Annotated in this window: 11 protein-coding genes; 4 read left to right on the top strand and 7 right to left on the bottom strand. The window is 70.8% G+C overall.

What is annotated here, in order from left to right; translation table 11 throughout:
* Positions 1-9: 9 nt before the first annotated feature.
* The 4 genes from GA0111570_RS12950 to GA0111570_RS12935 form a co-directional block, all read right to left on the bottom strand.
* Positions 10-2,421, bottom strand: a complete 2,412-nt coding sequence (locus tag GA0111570_RS12950) for a nitric-oxide reductase large subunit (RefSeq protein WP_217634162.1) — start codon at positions 2,419-2,421, stop codon at positions 10-12.
* 194 nt (positions 2,422-2,615) lie between these two features.
* Positions 2,616-3,449: a glucose 1-dehydrogenase gene (locus tag GA0111570_RS12945; RefSeq protein ID WP_092611999.1), complete on the bottom strand. Its 834-nt coding sequence runs from the start codon at positions 3,447-3,449 to the stop codon at positions 2,616-2,618.
* 48 nt (positions 3,450-3,497) lie between these two features.
* Positions 3,498-6,266, bottom strand: coding sequence for an MGH1-like glycoside hydrolase domain-containing protein (locus GA0111570_RS12940; RefSeq protein WP_217634161.1), 2,769 nt, complete (start codon positions 6,264-6,266; stop codon positions 3,498-3,500).
* A 61-nt stretch (positions 6,267-6,327) separates the two neighbouring features.
* Entirely contained in the window at positions 6,328-7,176 is an 849-nt protein-coding gene (locus GA0111570_RS12935) for a YhfC family intramembrane metalloprotease (protein ID WP_092611996.1), read from the bottom strand.
* 208 nt (positions 7,177-7,384) lie between these two features.
* On the opposite strand from GA0111570_RS12935, the gene GA0111570_RS12930 reads away from it, so the two are divergent.
* Together GA0111570_RS12930 and GA0111570_RS12925 are read left to right on the top strand one after the other, a co-directional pair.
* Entirely contained in the window at positions 7,385-8,719 is a 1,335-nt protein-coding gene (locus GA0111570_RS12930) for an HNH endonuclease signature motif containing protein (protein WP_175557484.1), read from the top strand.
* A gap of 239 nt (positions 8,720-8,958) precedes the next feature.
* Positions 8,959-10,188 (top strand): FAD-dependent oxidoreductase, encoded by a 1,230-nt coding sequence (locus tag GA0111570_RS12925; RefSeq protein WP_092611990.1) that lies wholly within the window; start codon positions 8,959-8,961, stop codon positions 10,186-10,188.
* On the opposite strand, the gene GA0111570_RS12920 is transcribed toward GA0111570_RS12925, so the two are convergent.
* The gene (locus GA0111570_RS12920; protein WP_092611987.1) at positions 10,137-11,363 is read right to left on the bottom strand and encodes a PucR family transcriptional regulator; all 1,227 of its coding nucleotides are present in this window, start codon (positions 11,361-11,363) and stop codon (positions 10,137-10,139) included. The genes GA0111570_RS12925 and GA0111570_RS12920 overlap by 52 nt on opposite strands.
* A gap of 196 nt (positions 11,364-11,559) precedes the next feature.
* On the opposite strand from GA0111570_RS12920, the gene GA0111570_RS12915 reads away from it, so the two are divergent.
* Both GA0111570_RS12915 and GA0111570_RS12910 read left to right on the top strand, forming a co-directional pair.
* Positions 11,560-12,396, top strand: a complete 837-nt coding sequence (locus GA0111570_RS12915) for an undecaprenyl-diphosphate phosphatase (RefSeq protein ID WP_092611984.1) — start codon at positions 11,560-11,562, stop codon at positions 12,394-12,396.
* A gap of 10 nt (positions 12,397-12,406) precedes the next feature.
* Positions 12,407-13,060, top strand: coding sequence for an NADPH-dependent F420 reductase (locus GA0111570_RS12910; protein WP_092611981.1), 654 nt, complete (start codon positions 12,407-12,409; stop codon positions 13,058-13,060).
* 116 nt (positions 13,061-13,176) lie between these two features.
* On the opposite strand, the gene GA0111570_RS12905 is transcribed toward GA0111570_RS12910, so the two are convergent.
* Together GA0111570_RS12905 and GA0111570_RS17865 are read right to left on the bottom strand one after the other, a co-directional pair.
* The gene (locus GA0111570_RS12905) at positions 13,177-13,692 is read right to left on the bottom strand and encodes an SRPBCC domain-containing protein (protein ID WP_092611978.1); all 516 of its coding nucleotides are present in this window, start codon (positions 13,690-13,692) and stop codon (positions 13,177-13,179) included.
* A gap of 5 nt (positions 13,693-13,697) precedes the next feature.
* On the bottom strand, positions 13,698-14,396 hold the full coding sequence (locus GA0111570_RS17865; RefSeq protein WP_092611975.1) for an arsenate-mycothiol transferase ArsC: 699 nt from the start codon (positions 14,394-14,396) through the stop codon (positions 13,698-13,700).
* Between the last annotated feature and the right edge of the window lie 72 nt (positions 14,397-14,468).

Genomic DNA, 14,468 nt, shown 5'->3' with positions numbered 1-14,468 from the left:
CCGCGCGTGCTACTCGGGGGCGCCGACCTCCTCCAGCTCCTCCTCGTCCAGCTGGGTGAAGACCGAACCGGTGATCTGCTCCCCGCCGCTCTTGCGGACCGAGTACCCGAAGAGGAGCCCGACCATGAAGACACCGATCGACAGCCCACCGATGGTGAAGACGATGTCGCCGGGCGTACGCATCCACCGCAGCACGGTGAGCGCCGGGGTGTAGAGGAAGTCCGAGCTTCGGGCGTACCACAGGCCGTGGGTGATGGACGCCCACGCCTGCGCCATGCCGAGCGGGAGCAGGCTCAGCAGGGCCATCAGCAACAGACCGACGTTGAGCCCCCAGAAGCCGATCGCGATCCACCTCTCGTTCCACTCCTTGCCGGGCATCAGCGAGCGCATGACGAACATCATCAGGCCGATGCCGAGCATGCCGTAGACCCCGAACAGGGCGGTGTGGGCGTGCAGCGCGGTCAGGTTGAGGCCCTGGACGTAGAACAGCGAGATCGGCGGGTTGATCAGGAAGCCGAAGACACCGGCACCCAGCATGTTCCAGAAGGAGACCGCCACGAAGAAGTAGACGGCCCACTTGTAGCCGACGGCCCAGCTGCTGACCTTCAGCAGGCGCAGGTGCTTGAACGCCTCGAAGCCGACCAGTGCCAGCGGGACGACCTCGAGGGCGCTGAACGTGGCGCTCCACGCCATCACGATGTGGTCGGCACCGGTGAAGTACAGGTGGTGGCCGGTCCCGATGATGCCACCGGCCAGGTAGACGGCCGTGGAGGCCAGGGTCGCGGTCGCGGCCATCTGGCTGCGGATGAGGCCGAGGCGGGCGAAGAGGAAGGCGATGACGACCGTGGCGAAGACCTCGAAGAAGCCCTCCACCCACAGGTGCACGACCCACCAGCGCCAGTACTCGGTGATCGACAGGTGCGTGCCCCGGTCCATGCCGAAGGCCGCCCCGAAGAAGCTGGCGATCGCCAGCGAGCTCATCAGCAGCATCAGGATCAGGGTGCGCTGGCCGCCGGCCGCGAGCGGCGCCGTGTCGGTCGGGCGGTTGCCCTCACCGGAGCGGGCCCGCTTCAGGGCGGGCCACATGCCGCGGGCCATCAGGAAGAACCAGAGGAACAGGCCGATGAACAGGCCGATCTGCCAGACCCGGGCCAGGTCGAGGTACTCCATGCCGGTCGTGCCGAGCCACCAGTTGATCGGCAGGCCGTGGCCCATGTAGCCCATGATGGACAGCCATTCGCCGACCATCGAGCCGGCGACCACGACGATCAGCGCCCAGAAGAGCACGTTGACGCCGAGACGCTGGTACTTCGGCTCACGTCCGCCGACCGCCGGGGACACGTACAGTCCGGTCGCCAGCCAGGCGGTGGCGATCCACAGGATGCCGAGCTGGGTGTGCCACGTACGGGTGACGGCGTACGGCAACACCTTGTCGATCGGGATGCCGTAGAGCGAGCCCCCCTCGACGCCGTAGTGGGCGCTCAGGATCCCGACACCTATCTGCGCGACGAACAGGGCCCCGACGACGTAGAAGTACTTGATCGTCGCCTTCTGCGAAGGCGTCGGCCGGTAGCCGAGGAGCGGGTCGCGGTCCGGGACCTCGGACGGGGGCTCGTCATCGTCGGCGTGGTAGTTGTGGTACCAGACCATGCCGGCGATGCCACCCAGGAGCAGGATGAAGCTGATGATGCTCCACAGCACGTTGGTCGATGTCGGCACGTTGTCGATCAGCGGCTCGTGCGGCCAGTTCTGCAGGTAGGTCGCGTCGCTGTTGGGCGCGTTCGTCGAGGCGGCCCAACTGCTCCACCAGAAGAAGTCGCTCATCTGCTGCAGCTGCGTGGGGTCGGTCAGCGCGCCGGCCTGGATGGCATAGCGCACGTTGCCCTGGGAGAAGACCTGCGCATAGTGCTCGGAGTTCAGCCGCCACGCCTCGGCCCGCAACGGATCGATCGTGACGACGCCGGTCGCGGGGTCGTACGTGTTGGTCCGCACGTTCGCCTTGAGGCGCGCCTTCAGGGCGGCCTGGCGCTCGGGATCAAGGGAATCGTACGAGGCCGCGCCCTCCTTCTTGGCGTACTGGTCGAGGACGTAGGTGAGCTCGCGGTGCAGGGTGTCGGCGGTCCAGTCCGGCGCGACGTACGCACCGTGGCCCCAGACCGAGCCGATCTCCTGGCCACCGATCGACTGCCAGACGTTCTGGCCCTCGGTGATCTCCGCCCCGGTCATCAGGACCCGGCCGCTGGTGTCGACGACCTTGGTGGGGATCGGCGGCTTGTTCACCTGGATCTGGTGGCCCATGTAGAGCAGGACACCGAAGGACAGCACCACGACGAGGATGAGGGCGGTCCACCAGCGCCGGTCCCGGCGATTGACCGGGCGGAGAATGACGGGGGGCGGGTTGTGATCTCTGACGGTCGACACGGAATCTCCTTAAATACGGTCTTCCCGTATTTAATACCTCACTCCCCATCCCCGCCGCAACACGCCGGGAGGGGTTGGCCCAACTGTGACACGCACCACAGAGGGCGGACTGTGGACACGCCGGTGCGAAGGGTCCGCGCCCCCACGGCCGACGTCGTCACGTTCGCCACGCGCCGGCCGCGGGACGAACGGCGTCAGAGCCCAGCCGCCCCCTGGGTGATGCCCCCGTCGACGGTGACAGTGGTGGCCGTCATGTAGCTGGCCTCGTCGCTGGCGACGAAGAGCACCACGCTCGCGACCTCGGACGGCTGCCCGATCCGGCCGGCTGGGATCGACTCGTTCAACTGCTTGATCTTGCCCGGGTCGGCCTCGGTCTCCTTGTTGATCGGCGTACTGATCGCGCCGGGCGCCACGTTCACCACCCGGATGCCATGGTCGGCCAGCTCGACACCCACGTTCTTGGCGAACATCCGCAGGCCGCCCTTGGCGACGCAGTAGGCCGTGTTGCCGGGCATCGGCCAGTCCTCGTGCACGCTGGAGACGTTGACGATCACCCCGCGGCTGCCCTGTGCGATGAACCGCTTCGCCGCGACCTGGGCGCCGAAGTACGCACCCTTCATGTTGATGTCCATCACGAAGTCGTACTTCTCCTCCGTGTCCTCCAGCAGGCTGAGCCTGGTCTCGACCCCCGCGTTGTTGACCCAGACGTCCAGCCGGCCGTACGCGTCGACGGCCGCGTCCACCAGGCTCTGCAGGTGCTCGACCCTGGTGACGTCGGCCTGGACGGCGATGGCCTGTCCACCGGCGGCGACGATCTCGTCGATCAGCGGCTGGTTGAGCTCGGGGTGGGCGACGTAGTCGATCACGACGTTCATGCCAGTGGCGCCCGCCAACTTGGCGATCGCGGCGCCGATTCCCGTGTTGGCGCCGGTCACGACGATCGTACGACCCCGCAGGCTGACCGGGCCGGTGACCGGGGCGGGCGCCGGAACGGGGGCGGGGGTGGGAGGCGCTGGGGTCTGGGACATGGGGTCTCCTGGGTGACGAGGGGGTACGGGGCCGGCGGTGGGGTCGGGTCAGGGATGCGACGGGGTCGGATCGGCGGGCGAGGCGGGAGGCGGGGTGGCGGGCGGGTCTGCGGGCGAGCCGGCGGGCGACGCGGCAGGCGAGCCGGCGGGCGAGCCGGCGGGCGGTGGGGTGCAGATCAGGTGCGCCACCATGCCCGTCCAGCCGGTCTGGTGCGAGGCGCCGAGACCGGTTCCGTCGTCCCCGTGGAAGTACTCGCTGAACGTGGGGTGGGCGTCCCAGAGCGGGCCGCCCGGATGGTCGCGTTGCTCGCCCGGGCGGCGGCCGTCGGGGGCGGGGCGGAACAGGTCGAGGAGCCGTTGTTCGATTCGGTTCGCCGCCTCGTCGAGGGTCACCTTCTCGCCGGAGCCGGTCGGGAACTCGACCTCGAACGGCCCCCCCACTCCCTCGGCCCGCGTCCGCAGGGCGTCGATCAGCAGCACGTTCAGCGGGAACCAGATCGGGCCGCGCCAGTTCGAGTTGCCCCCGAACATGCCGTCCTCGCTGTAGCCCGGGGTGTAGCGGATCCCCATCTTCTGCCCGAGCAGGTCCAGTTCCACCCCGTCACGGTAGTCGGCGGGGAGTGAGCGGATGCCGTGGTCGGCGAGGAACTCCCGGGGGTCGAACAGGCGCTCGAGCAGGCGCGGGTAGCGGTCCCGGTCGACCAGCGACAGGGTCACCCCGGCATCCTCGGACTGCGCATCGGCAAGGATGTAGCGGGCAAGGTCGGGACGGTGCCGCTTCAACCAGGCCCGGTGCCGAGCGAGCTGGGGGATCTCGCGGCCCACCCAGGCCGGCGAGTTCGCCACCGCTAGCAGGGGCACGAAGCCGACCAGCGAACGCACCCGTACCGGCTGCACGGCCCCGTTCCCGTCGACCAGGATGTCGTAGAAGAAGCCGTCCTGCTCGTCCCACAGGGACGTCTTGTTGGTGCCGAAGTTCTCCACCGCCTGGCTGATCGCCAGGAACCGCTCCAGGTAGGTGGTGGCGATGTCGCCCCACGCCGGGTCGGCCCGCGCCAGCTCCTGCGCGATGCGCAGCATGGACAGGCACATGAACGCCACCCAACTGGTGGCGTCGGACTGCTCGAGGCGCCAGCCCTGGGGGACGGACCGGGAGCGGTCGAAGACCGAGATGTTGTCCATGCCGAGGAAGCCGCCCTCGAAGAGTTCGTTCCCGGCCTCGTCCTTGCGGTTGACCCACCAGCCGAAGTTCAGCAGCAGCTTGGTCATGATGCGGGTCAGGAAGACCCGGTCGGTCCCGCCGTCGGCCAGGTACACCTGCCAGGCCGCCCACGCGTGCACGGGCGGGTTGACGTCGCTGAACGACCACTCGTACGCCGGCAACTGCCCGTCGGGGTGCTGGGACCACTCCCGGCACATCAGCAGCAACTGGCTCTTCGCGAACGCCGGGTCGATGTCGGCCAGCGCGACGGTGTGGAAGGCAAGGTCCCAGGAGGCGAACCACGGGTACTCCCAGTCGTCCGGCATCGAGATGACGTCGGCCAGGTCGAAGCTTCCCCAGGAGGTGTTGCGACCGGCGGGTTCGGGGGCGCGGCGCTGGTCGGGTGGGGGCGGCATGGCCGGATCGCCACTCAGCCATTCGCGGACCGAGTAGCGGTAGAGCTGCTTGCCCCAGTTCAGGCCGGCGAAGGCGCGGCGGGCCACCAGGGTGTCGTTCGCGTCCGCGGACGCCGGGATCACCGCGCCGTAGAACTCGTCGGCCTCCGCCCGGCGGTCGGCCAGGACCCGGTCGAACCCGTCGTCGAAGGGGTGCTTCGGGCCGTCCCCGGCCACGAGCCGCAACCGCACCCGGACCGTGGCACCGGGGGGAACGGCGTCGTACGCGTAGTCGAGGGCCACCTTGGTGCCGTTGGGCTCGGGGCTGAGGAGCGTACGGTCGCCGTGCACGATCGCCCGGTCGACGGCGTCCTTCGGGTACGGGTGGTGGTTCTCCTCGGCGCCGAAGCAGGCGACGTCGTCGGTCTCGTTGGCGCACCACAGCACCTCCGGTGCACCCTCGGCGAAGAGCGTGTAGCGGTTCAGCCAGGCCTGCTCGGCCGAGATCGCGACGTAGCCGCGCTCGTCCTCGAACTGCTCCTGCTGCATGGTCGCCATCCGCCGGTCCTCGCCCCAGACCCAGGTGTTGCGGAACCAGAGCTGCGGGACCAGGTGCAGCGGCGCGGCGTCGGGGCCGTGGTTGGTGGCCTCGTACACCACGCAGATGTCGGTCGCGCCGGCCTTGGCGTGGGTGACGGTGACGTCGAAGAAGCGGTCCTCGGCCAGGATCCCGGTATCGGCGAGCTCGTACTCGTCCAGGTGGTAGCCGCGGTGCGCGTTCGCCTCGCGGAGTTGCTGGTAGGGGAAGGCGGCCTGCGGGTAGCGGTAGAGCCATTGCGCCCAGGAGTGGGTCGGGGTGGCGTCGAGGGCCCAGTAGTACTCCTTGACGTCCTCGCCGTGGTTGCCCTCCGGGCCGGTCAGGCCGAACAGGCGCTCCTTGAGGCGGTCGTCGTGGGTGTTCCACAGCGCGACGGCGAGGTTGAGGAAGCCGTAGCGGTCGCACAGGCCGCCGAGCCCGTCCTCACCCCAGCGGTAGGCGCGCTGGTGGGCCTGGTCGAAGGGGAAGTAGCGCCAGGCGTCGCCGTTGGCGGAGTAGTCCTCGCGTACGGTGCCCCACTGCCGGGCCGCGACGTACGGGCCCCACCGTCGCCAGGCGGAGTCGTCGCTCGCCGACTGGGCGAGGCGCCGGCCTTCCTGCGTTGCTGCCACGGAATCGCGCACGCCTCGAGGCTAGCCAGCGCGAGCGCCCGTGGGAACCCTCGGATTCTCGGCGCCGGAGCGGTCAGGGCTGGGGCGTGTTTGGTGTGGGCGCCGGCAGCGTACGCAGGTCGGGCTCGACGTTCCTCGGGAAGGCGGGGCGCAGCCGCAGGACCAGCAGCACCGCCGCGACGGCCCAGGCCAGCACCACGACCTCGACCAACCAGGGCGAGGCGCCGGTGCGGCTGAGGCCGACGGCCGACACGTTGAGGGCGGCGTGGGCCACCACGGCCAGCACCCAGGCCAGCAGCCGGCGGGAGCGGTGCACGCCCCACAGGACCAGCACCGACATTCCGACGTGGAAGGCGATGGCCCCGATCCGCTCCACCCCCGCGAGCAGGAAGGTCCAGGGGTCGGTCCCGACCAGGGAGGTGCGCAGCAGGGTGACCTGTTCGGCCGGAAGGGCCGCGGTCAGGCTGTCCAGCCGCCCGGTGTTGATCGCGACGGCGATGATGAGGTTGTTGACCATGGGCAGACCCACCAGCACCATCGCCTCGAGCCCACCGTGCCCGAGGCCGAACGCGACGCCGTCCACCCAGCGATGGAAGCGGCGCAACAACCACACGATCACCACCAGCCGCGCGGTCTCCTCGAACAGTCCAGCTGTCAGGCTCGCGATCGGGGCCGAGAGCAGGAAGGACGCGATCGGCTCGGGCAGTCGGGGCACCACCAGGGTCATCAGCGGGATGCGGACCAGCAATTGCGAGGCGCCGAAGGCGAGCATGCCCGCAGCGAAGGCTCGGCCGACACCCGGGTAGCGCCTGCCCCCGCCGGCGTCGCGACGGGTGAGGAGGAACGCGAGGCCTCCTAGGGGGACGACGAAGCAGATGACCATAGACACGGCCATGAACACGATCGAGAGGGTGGGGACCATCTGGAGACCTTCCGGTGGGCGAGGTCATCGCGAGGGATGGAGGAACACTCCATGCTAGTGACGGCCCTGCCGCCCCGATGCCCGAGCGGCATCAGCCGGGGGCTCACGCGGAGATCATTCGTACGGGGTGGTTCGTACGGGGTGGTTCGTACGGGGTGTCGAACAGGCGTTCGAAAAAATGTCAGAGGAGGTCTCTAGCGTTGAACTCATGGAACGGGAATGGGGGACCCGGACCGGCCGCTCGCTGGCCGGGATCCTCGACACACTGGACTCGCTCGACCACGACCACGACCGGGCGTTCGCAACCGACGGCGAACGCCTGGCCCTCCTCGACTCCGCCCTGCAAGCCGCCCACCGGTTGCAGACCGTCGCCTCGGTACTGGCTGCGGAGATCCATGCGGCCGGCTCCGACGTCGCCGCGACCGGCCTGTCACTGACCAGCTGGCTGACCAGCACCCACCCGATGACCCGACGTGAGGCGTCTGCCCTGCTCCTGCGTGGTCGCGATCTTGCGCAATTCCCGCTGCTGCGGGAGGCCGCCCTGGCCGGAACCGCGTCCCCGGAGCAGGCCCGTGCGATCACCGGCGTACTGTCCGACCTGCCCGACGACCTGGACGCCGGCCAGCGCCGACTCGCCGAGCAGACGATGGTCGACCACGCGGCCGACTTCGACTCCCGCGGGCTGACGACGCTGGCCCGACACCTGCTCGAGGTCGTCGCTCCCGAGCAGGCCGACGAACTGGAGGCCGCGCGACTGGAGCGGGAGGAGCGGCTGGCCCGCCGGAACCGTCACCTCGACTTCAGCCCCGACGGACATGGGTCGGTCTTCATCCGCGGCAAGCTGCCGTTGGTGCAGGCACAGACCCTGATGGCCCAGCTCGACGCGATCGCCCATGCCGAGCGCCGTCGCGCCCTCGACGCCCTGGACCCGCTCGCCGAGGAGACCACGCCGGCCATGCGGCGGGCCGACGCGCTCGTCGCACTGGCCGAGGCCGCCGCCCTGCACGGCGACGCTCCCACCCATGGCGGTGACCGACCGCGCGTCGTGGTGCACCTGCCCGAGTCCTGGCTGCGGGACGGTGCCACTGGTGCCGGGCTTCTCGCCTCCGGGGACCGGATCAGCCCCGGGGAGCTGCGGCGAATGTGCTGCGATGCCGACCTGGTGCCGGTCGTCCTGGGTGGGGACTCCGAGGTCCTCGACGTCGGCCGCGAGCACCGCCTCGTGACCGCGCCGATCCGCACCGCGTTGGGCGTGCGGGACCGAGGCTGCGTCTTCCCGGGCTGCGACAGGCCACCGGCCGCCTGCCATGCGCACCACATCATCCCCTGGCAGCAGGGTGGGCCCACCAGCCTCGACAACCTCGTCCTGGCCTGCCCCCACCACCACGCCATCGTCGAGCCCCCGGTCACCGGACCTGTCGAACACCGCTGGCAGGTACGCCTCGGGGCGGACGGTCTGGCCGAGGTGCTGCCACCGCGCCGGGTCGATCGCAGCATGGCGCCCCGCCGCCACCGCCGCTTCGACCCTTGCCCCGTCGCCTGAGCATCGGCCCGTGAACCTGGGCCCCCATCCTGGGTCCCCGAGCTGCGGCGCCCGAGCTGCAGCGCCCGAGCTGCGGCGCCCGAGCTGCAGCGCCCGAGCTGCAGCGCCCGACGTATGCCAGACGACCCGCCCCGCGCCGGCCACTCACCACAATGCGACACTCTGTCTGAAAGGATCAAGTCGAATTGCGTCAGAATTGGCGATGACACCGTCATGCCGTCCTACGTAGTGTGATTTACATGACAACGCAGCAGACGGTCCCCCACACCGACGTGGTGATCATCGGCGCCGGCATCGGCGGCCTCACCCTCGCCCTCGCACTGCGCGAGCGCGGCATCCAGGCCACCTTGCTCGAGCGCACCTCCGAGCTGCGCGAGGTCGGTGCGGCCGTCGCGCTGTCGGCGAACGCCACCAACCTCTACCACCGCTACGGCGTGTATGACGCGCTCGACGAGGTCTCCTGGCCGCAGACCGACCTGGTCTTCCGGGACGGTCGCACCGGCGCCACCCTGGCTCGTACGCCGGTGGGCGAGAGCTACAAGGAGCGGTTCGGCGCCGACTACTGGGGTATCCACCGCGCCGAACTGCAGCGGGTGCTCTCCGGGGCCGTGGGCATGGACTCCATCCGCCTGTCCCACAAGGTCACCGGCCTGCGCGAGGAGGACGACCGGGTACTGATCGACCTGGCCGACGGCTCGCAGCTGAGCGCCGGCGTGGTCGTGGGTGCCGACGGCGCCCGCTCGATCGTCCGCAAGTGGATCGTCGGCCACGACGACGCGATCTACTCGGGCCGCTCCGGCTTCCGCGGCATCGTCCCGACCGAGCAGCTCACCGAACTTCCCGACCCGCGAGCGATCCAGTTCTGGGTCGGGCCGACCGGCCACCTGCTGCACTACGCGATCGGCGGCCAGGGTGAGGACGTCAACTTCCTCGCAGTGACCCGGACCCCGGCCCAGTGGACCGCCCAGGACTGGGTCGTCGCGGCCGAGGACCGGGAGAAGTTCGCGGCCTTCGCAGGCTGGCACCCAGCCGTCACCCAGATGGTCGGTGCGGTCGACATCGACCAGCGCTGGGCCCTGATGCGCCGTCCCCCGCTGCGTACCTGGCACCGCGGCCGCGTCGTGCTGCTCGGCGACGCCGCGCACGCGCTGGTCCCGCACCACGGCCAGGGCGCCAACCAGTCGATCGAGGACACGTACGTGCTCGCCGAGGAACTGGCCCGCGGCGACCTCAACAACCCGACCGCCGCGTTCGAGGCGTACGAGGCACGGCGCAAGCTGCGGACCCGCGGGGTGCAGTTCGCGTCCTGGCAGGTGGCCGAGGCGCTGCAGGTGCCGGACGGCCCCGAGGCGGATGCCCGCAATGCCGCCATGGCGGAGACGGACTTCATCGAGGACAAGCTGGCCTGGATCCACGGCTACGACCCGACCGTCGACCAGGGGCTGAGGCCTGGTGCGCTGGTGGGCTGACCGCCCGCCAGCCCCAGCATCCCGGCGAGACGGGCCACCCGCAGCCCGGTGTGCAGGTCACGCCGGGCCACGCCGTCGGACAGGTCGACCGCGGTGGTCGTACGGATCCGCTCGAGCCGGTAGTACAGGGTCGAGCGGTGGATCCCGAGGGCCGCGGCCGTGGAGCTGGCCTCACCTCCGGCGTCGAGGTAGGCCTCCAGGGTCGGCACGTCGACCTCGCGGTGGTCGGAGGCCAACAACCTGCGCACCCCATCGGGCAGGTCGTCCACGGTGAGCCGGTCCAGCGGCAGGTCGAGCAGCAGCTTGTCCAGGCCCAGGTCGGCCCATCCGGTCACCCTCGGGTACGTCACCGGATCCAGACAGGCCGCCAGCCAGGCACGTTCGGCCTGCCCGTACGACGTCCGTACGTCCTCCAACCGGCCGACCGGACCGCCGATCCCGGCCCGGACCTCAGCCAGGGCCGGTGTCCGCAGCACCCGCTCCAGGCGTTCGGCGACGACCGGACGCGGGAAGACCAGCACGCCGATGCCCTCGACGACCGCACCGACCACCGTCGCGGTCGAGGTGCGGGCCACGAAGTCGAGCGTCGCCTCGACCGCGGTACGCGCCTTCCAGGCCGCCTCGTCCGGCACGGCCGGCGGCACGCCGAGCACCACGGCGCAGTACTGCTCCGAGCCGCCGACCATCCCCTCCCGGACCATCGCCCGGGCCGTACGCTCCCGCTCGTCGGCCGGCGCCCGGACGTCCAGCAGCCCGGCGAGCAGGTCGCGGGCACGGGCCGCGTCGCGCTCGGCGTACATCGTCCGCAGCGACAACAGCACGCCCAGCCGGCCGGCGCCCTCCGCCAGCCCCGCCACCGCCTCGGGCGGGAGGTCCTCCCCGGCGGGCAGGAAGTGGACCAGGTAGCCGACCCGGTGGCGGTGGTCGCGCAGCGGCACCAGCACCCAGCGCGCCCCCGCCCCGGCGTCGCGGAGCTCGGGGCCCTCGATGCCGGCCGGCAGCGGCCGCCAGGTGTCGCTGTGCGCGAGCAGGTGGGACAGCCGCTCCCGGTCCTCCTCGGACTCGTGGATCGAGTAGGCCAGCACCCGCATCCGCTCGTCCAGCACGACGAGGCGACGCTGCAGCGCCTCGGAGAGGTCCTGCAGGGAGTCGTCCAGGTTCATCACCGGGCGCATGCTGCTCCTTCGGGTGGGCCCGGGCTGGTAGCGGGCTGGTAGCGGGCTGCTGGATCAGCGGGCGCAGGCCGCGACCGCCGAGGCGTACGATCCACTCTGGCGCGTGCCGCCTCCAGGTCCCGAAGAAGCGACCGGGGGCCGTCGGGGGGTAGCGTCAGGGTGCCCCCTGTCCCCATCCTTCCCCGGAAAGGCCACAATGAACTGGTTCCACGCCGTCCTTCTCGGCATCGTCGAGGGCATCACCGAGTTCCTCCCCGTCTCGAGCACCGGTCACCTCAACATCGTCGAGAAGCTCCTGGGCTACCAGATCGACGACCCCGGAATGACTGCCTTCACGGCCGTCATCCAGGTCGGCGCGATCATCGCGGCGATCGTGTTCTTCTGGAAGGACATCGTCCGGATCGCCGTGGCCTGGTTCAAGGGCCTGCGCGACAAGGAGGCCCGCCAGGACCACGACTACCGGCTGGGCTGGGGCATCATCGTCGGCTCGATCCCGGTCGCCGTGGTCGGCCTGCTGTTCAAGGGCGCGATCGAGACCACGCTGCGCAGCATGTGGGTGATCGCCGGCGCGCTGCTCCTGTGGAGCATCGTGATGTGGATCGCCGATCGGCGTCCCGGCCGCAACCGCCAGATGCGCGACGTCACCGTCAAGGACGCCCTCGTCATCGGCCTGTTCCAGGCCCTGGCACCGCTGTTCCCCGGCATCTCCCGCTCGGGCGCGACCATCTCCGCCGGTCTGTTCGCCGGCTTCGACCGCGTGACGGCGACCCGGCTGAGCTTCTTCATGGGCATCCCCGCGCTGGTCGCGGCCGGCGCCCTGGAGGCCGTGACCAAGGGCAGCGACATCGCGGCCGGCGTGGGCTGGGGCCCGACCCTGATCGCAACGGCCGTGTCGTTCGTGGTCGCGTACGGCTCCATCGCCTGGCTGCTGAAGTTCGTCTCCTCCAACACCTTCACCAGCTTCATCATCTACCGCGTCATCCTCGGCGTCGTGATCGTCGGCCTGCTGATGGCCGGCCTGATCACCGCCTGACGGGCCGGCGATGACTCGCGTAGGCATCCTGGGCGCCGGTCCGCTCGGCATGGCCGTGGCGAGCCGACTTCTCGGTACGGCCTACGAGGTGGGCATCGCCACCCGCCACCCGGCCGCGGCCACCGCCGAGCAGATCGCCCCGTACCTGCCCGGGGTGGCCGCCCTGTCGCGCGCCGAGGCTTACGAGAGCGACATCGTCGTGCTGGCGATCCCACTGCGCCGGCTCCGTGCGGTGCCGGCGGACCGGCTGGCCGGGCGGGTGGTGGTCGACGTGATGAACCACCTGCCGCTCACCGACGGTCCCCTGCCGGGCTTCGACGCCGGCGACCGTACGACCAGCGAGGTCGTCCAGGAGTACCTGGTCGGCGCCCGGGTGGTCCGGACCCTGAACCACATCGGCGCCCGGGAGCTCAGCACCGACTCCCGGGCCGCCGGCGAGGAGGGCCGCCGGGCGCTGGCGGTGGCCGGCGACGACCCCCGGGCCCGGCGGATGGTCGCCGAACTCGTGGACACGATGGGCTTCGATCCGGTCGATGCCGGACCCCTGGCGAACAGCCGGGCGTTCGCGCCCGGGTCGGTGATCTTCCATGGGCGATGGACCGCCGAGGGCCTGCGGGAGGCCCTGTCCCTCGCGACGTCCGGAGCAGGTGCGGAGAGCAATTGAACACCGGTGCCCAGCCTCAGGGGGGATCGGCGGGCACCGGCGCTGCCACCCAGCTTAGGCAGTCCTGACCGGACAGACCAGCTCGGTGAGACGTCCGGCCGCACTTTCACAGGCCATCACAGCCCCGGCACAGTGGCTCCGGAGGGGAAGCCGGCATCGATGTAGCGCTGGTAGGACTCGTACCAGGACAGGTCGGAACCGTCCGGTGGGACGTGGCCGGCCAGGTCCTCCAGGGCCCGGTCCAGCGCCCGGAGGCAGACCTCCCAGCCGGCCGCGTTCCGGGCCGCGGCGTCCGCCGAATCCAGCACGTCCGTCAGGGAGAGCACGGTGTCCTCCCCGTCCGGGCCGACCTCGATCCACAGCTCGTCGCCTCCCCAGCCGAGGGCGAAGAGTCGCTCCGGCTCCCAGGCCAGCACCGTGCCGACGGACGCCGGCAGGTTCGGGTCACCGGCGAAGACGATCCGGGCACCCACCTGTGGCAGGTAGGTCACCTCAGGGGACGGGAACCAGCGGGCCAGCTCCTCCGGAGCCGTCACGGCGTCCCAGACCCGGGTGACCGGCTGGGGGTGGCGCCGGACGAACCGCACCGCCGTACGGCCCCGGACCTCGACCAGTCGGGCGGGCTCGGCCATCGCGATCAGCCCAGGCCCATCGAGCCGGCCAGCTCGCGGACCCGTACGGCGAGCTCGTCACGGATCGCCCGCGCCCCGGCTATCCCGTCGCCGACGGGGGCGGTCGCCGGCCAGTCCTCGTAGCGCTTGCCGGGGTAGATGGGGCAACGGTCCCCGCAACCCATGGTGATGACCACGTCGGCGGCCTGCACGGCCTCGTCGGTCAGGAGTGCCGGGCGGGCCTGGGTCGGCGCGAGCCCGACCTCGGCCAGCGCCTCGACGACCTCGCTGTGGACGGCCGGGCCGGGCGAGGACCCTGCGCTGCGCACCCGTACGCGTCCGGCGGCCAGCTGCTCCATCAGCGCCGCCGCCATCTGGGAACGACCGGCGTTCTGTACGCAGACGAACAGCACCTCGGGCACTCGCTCGCCACCGATGACCTCGTCGACGGCCAGGGCCTCGAGTCGTTCGAGGGCGAACCGGCGGGTCAGGCCCCTGACCCGCGTGTTCGTCCGCGGCGAGGGCTGCTCGCCGGGCCGGAGCGGAGGCATCAGCAGGGAGGTGACGATGTCGTGGCACTCGGCCACGAAGCGGCTGATGGTCTCCCGGGTGAAGCTGCCGGAGAACGCGACGGCCAACTCATCGGTGACGCGATCGAGCCTCTCCTCGAGGAGCAGACCGGTGTCGACCTGGGGATCGGCGTGGGGACGGGTGGTGTCTGGCATCGATCCGAATCTCCTCCCGCGCGACGGGCTGGGGCTGCCGTGGTCCGACGAGCCTAGACCCTCAGGGGTGTA

It is taken from the genome of Raineyella antarctica (genome assembly GCF_900092135.1).
Classification (GTDB): domain Bacteria; phylum Actinomycetota; class Actinomycetes; order Propionibacteriales; family Propionibacteriaceae; genus Raineyella; species Raineyella antarctica.
This window is presented reverse-complemented; position numbering and strand designations above follow the sequence as displayed.

Excerpts from the sequence above, each read along its gene's own strand:
- GA0111570_RS12945 (WP_092611999.1), bottom strand. The coding sequence starts at position 3,449 with ATGTCCCAGACCCCAGCGCCTCCCACCCCCGCCCCCGTTCCGGCGCCC.
- GA0111570_RS12910 (WP_092611981.1), top strand. The coding sequence starts at position 12,407 with ATGACTCGCGTAGGCATCCTGGGCGCCGGTCCGCTCGGCATGGCCGTG.
- GA0111570_RS17865 (WP_092611975.1), bottom strand. The coding sequence starts at position 14,396 with ATGCCAGACACCACCCGTCCCCACGCCGATCCCCAGGTCGACACCGGT.
- GA0111570_RS12905 (WP_092611978.1), bottom strand. The coding sequence starts at position 13,692 with ATGGCCGAGCCCGCCCGACTGGTCGAGGTCCGGGGCCGTACGGCGGTG.
- GA0111570_RS12920 (WP_092611987.1), bottom strand. The coding sequence starts at position 11,363 with ATGCGCCCGGTGATGAACCTGGACGACTCCCTGCAGGACCTCTCCGAG.
- GA0111570_RS12915 (WP_092611984.1), top strand. The coding sequence starts at position 11,560 with ATGAACTGGTTCCACGCCGTCCTTCTCGGCATCGTCGAGGGCATCACC.
- GA0111570_RS12925 (WP_092611990.1), top strand. The coding sequence starts at position 8,959 with ATGACAACGCAGCAGACGGTCCCCCACACCGACGTGGTGATCATCGGC.
- GA0111570_RS12935 (WP_092611996.1), bottom strand. The coding sequence starts at position 7,176 with ATGGTCCCCACCCTCTCGATCGTGTTCATGGCCGTGTCTATGGTCATC.
- GA0111570_RS12930 (WP_175557484.1), top strand. The coding sequence starts at position 7,385 with ATGGAACGGGAATGGGGGACCCGGACCGGCCGCTCGCTGGCCGGGATC.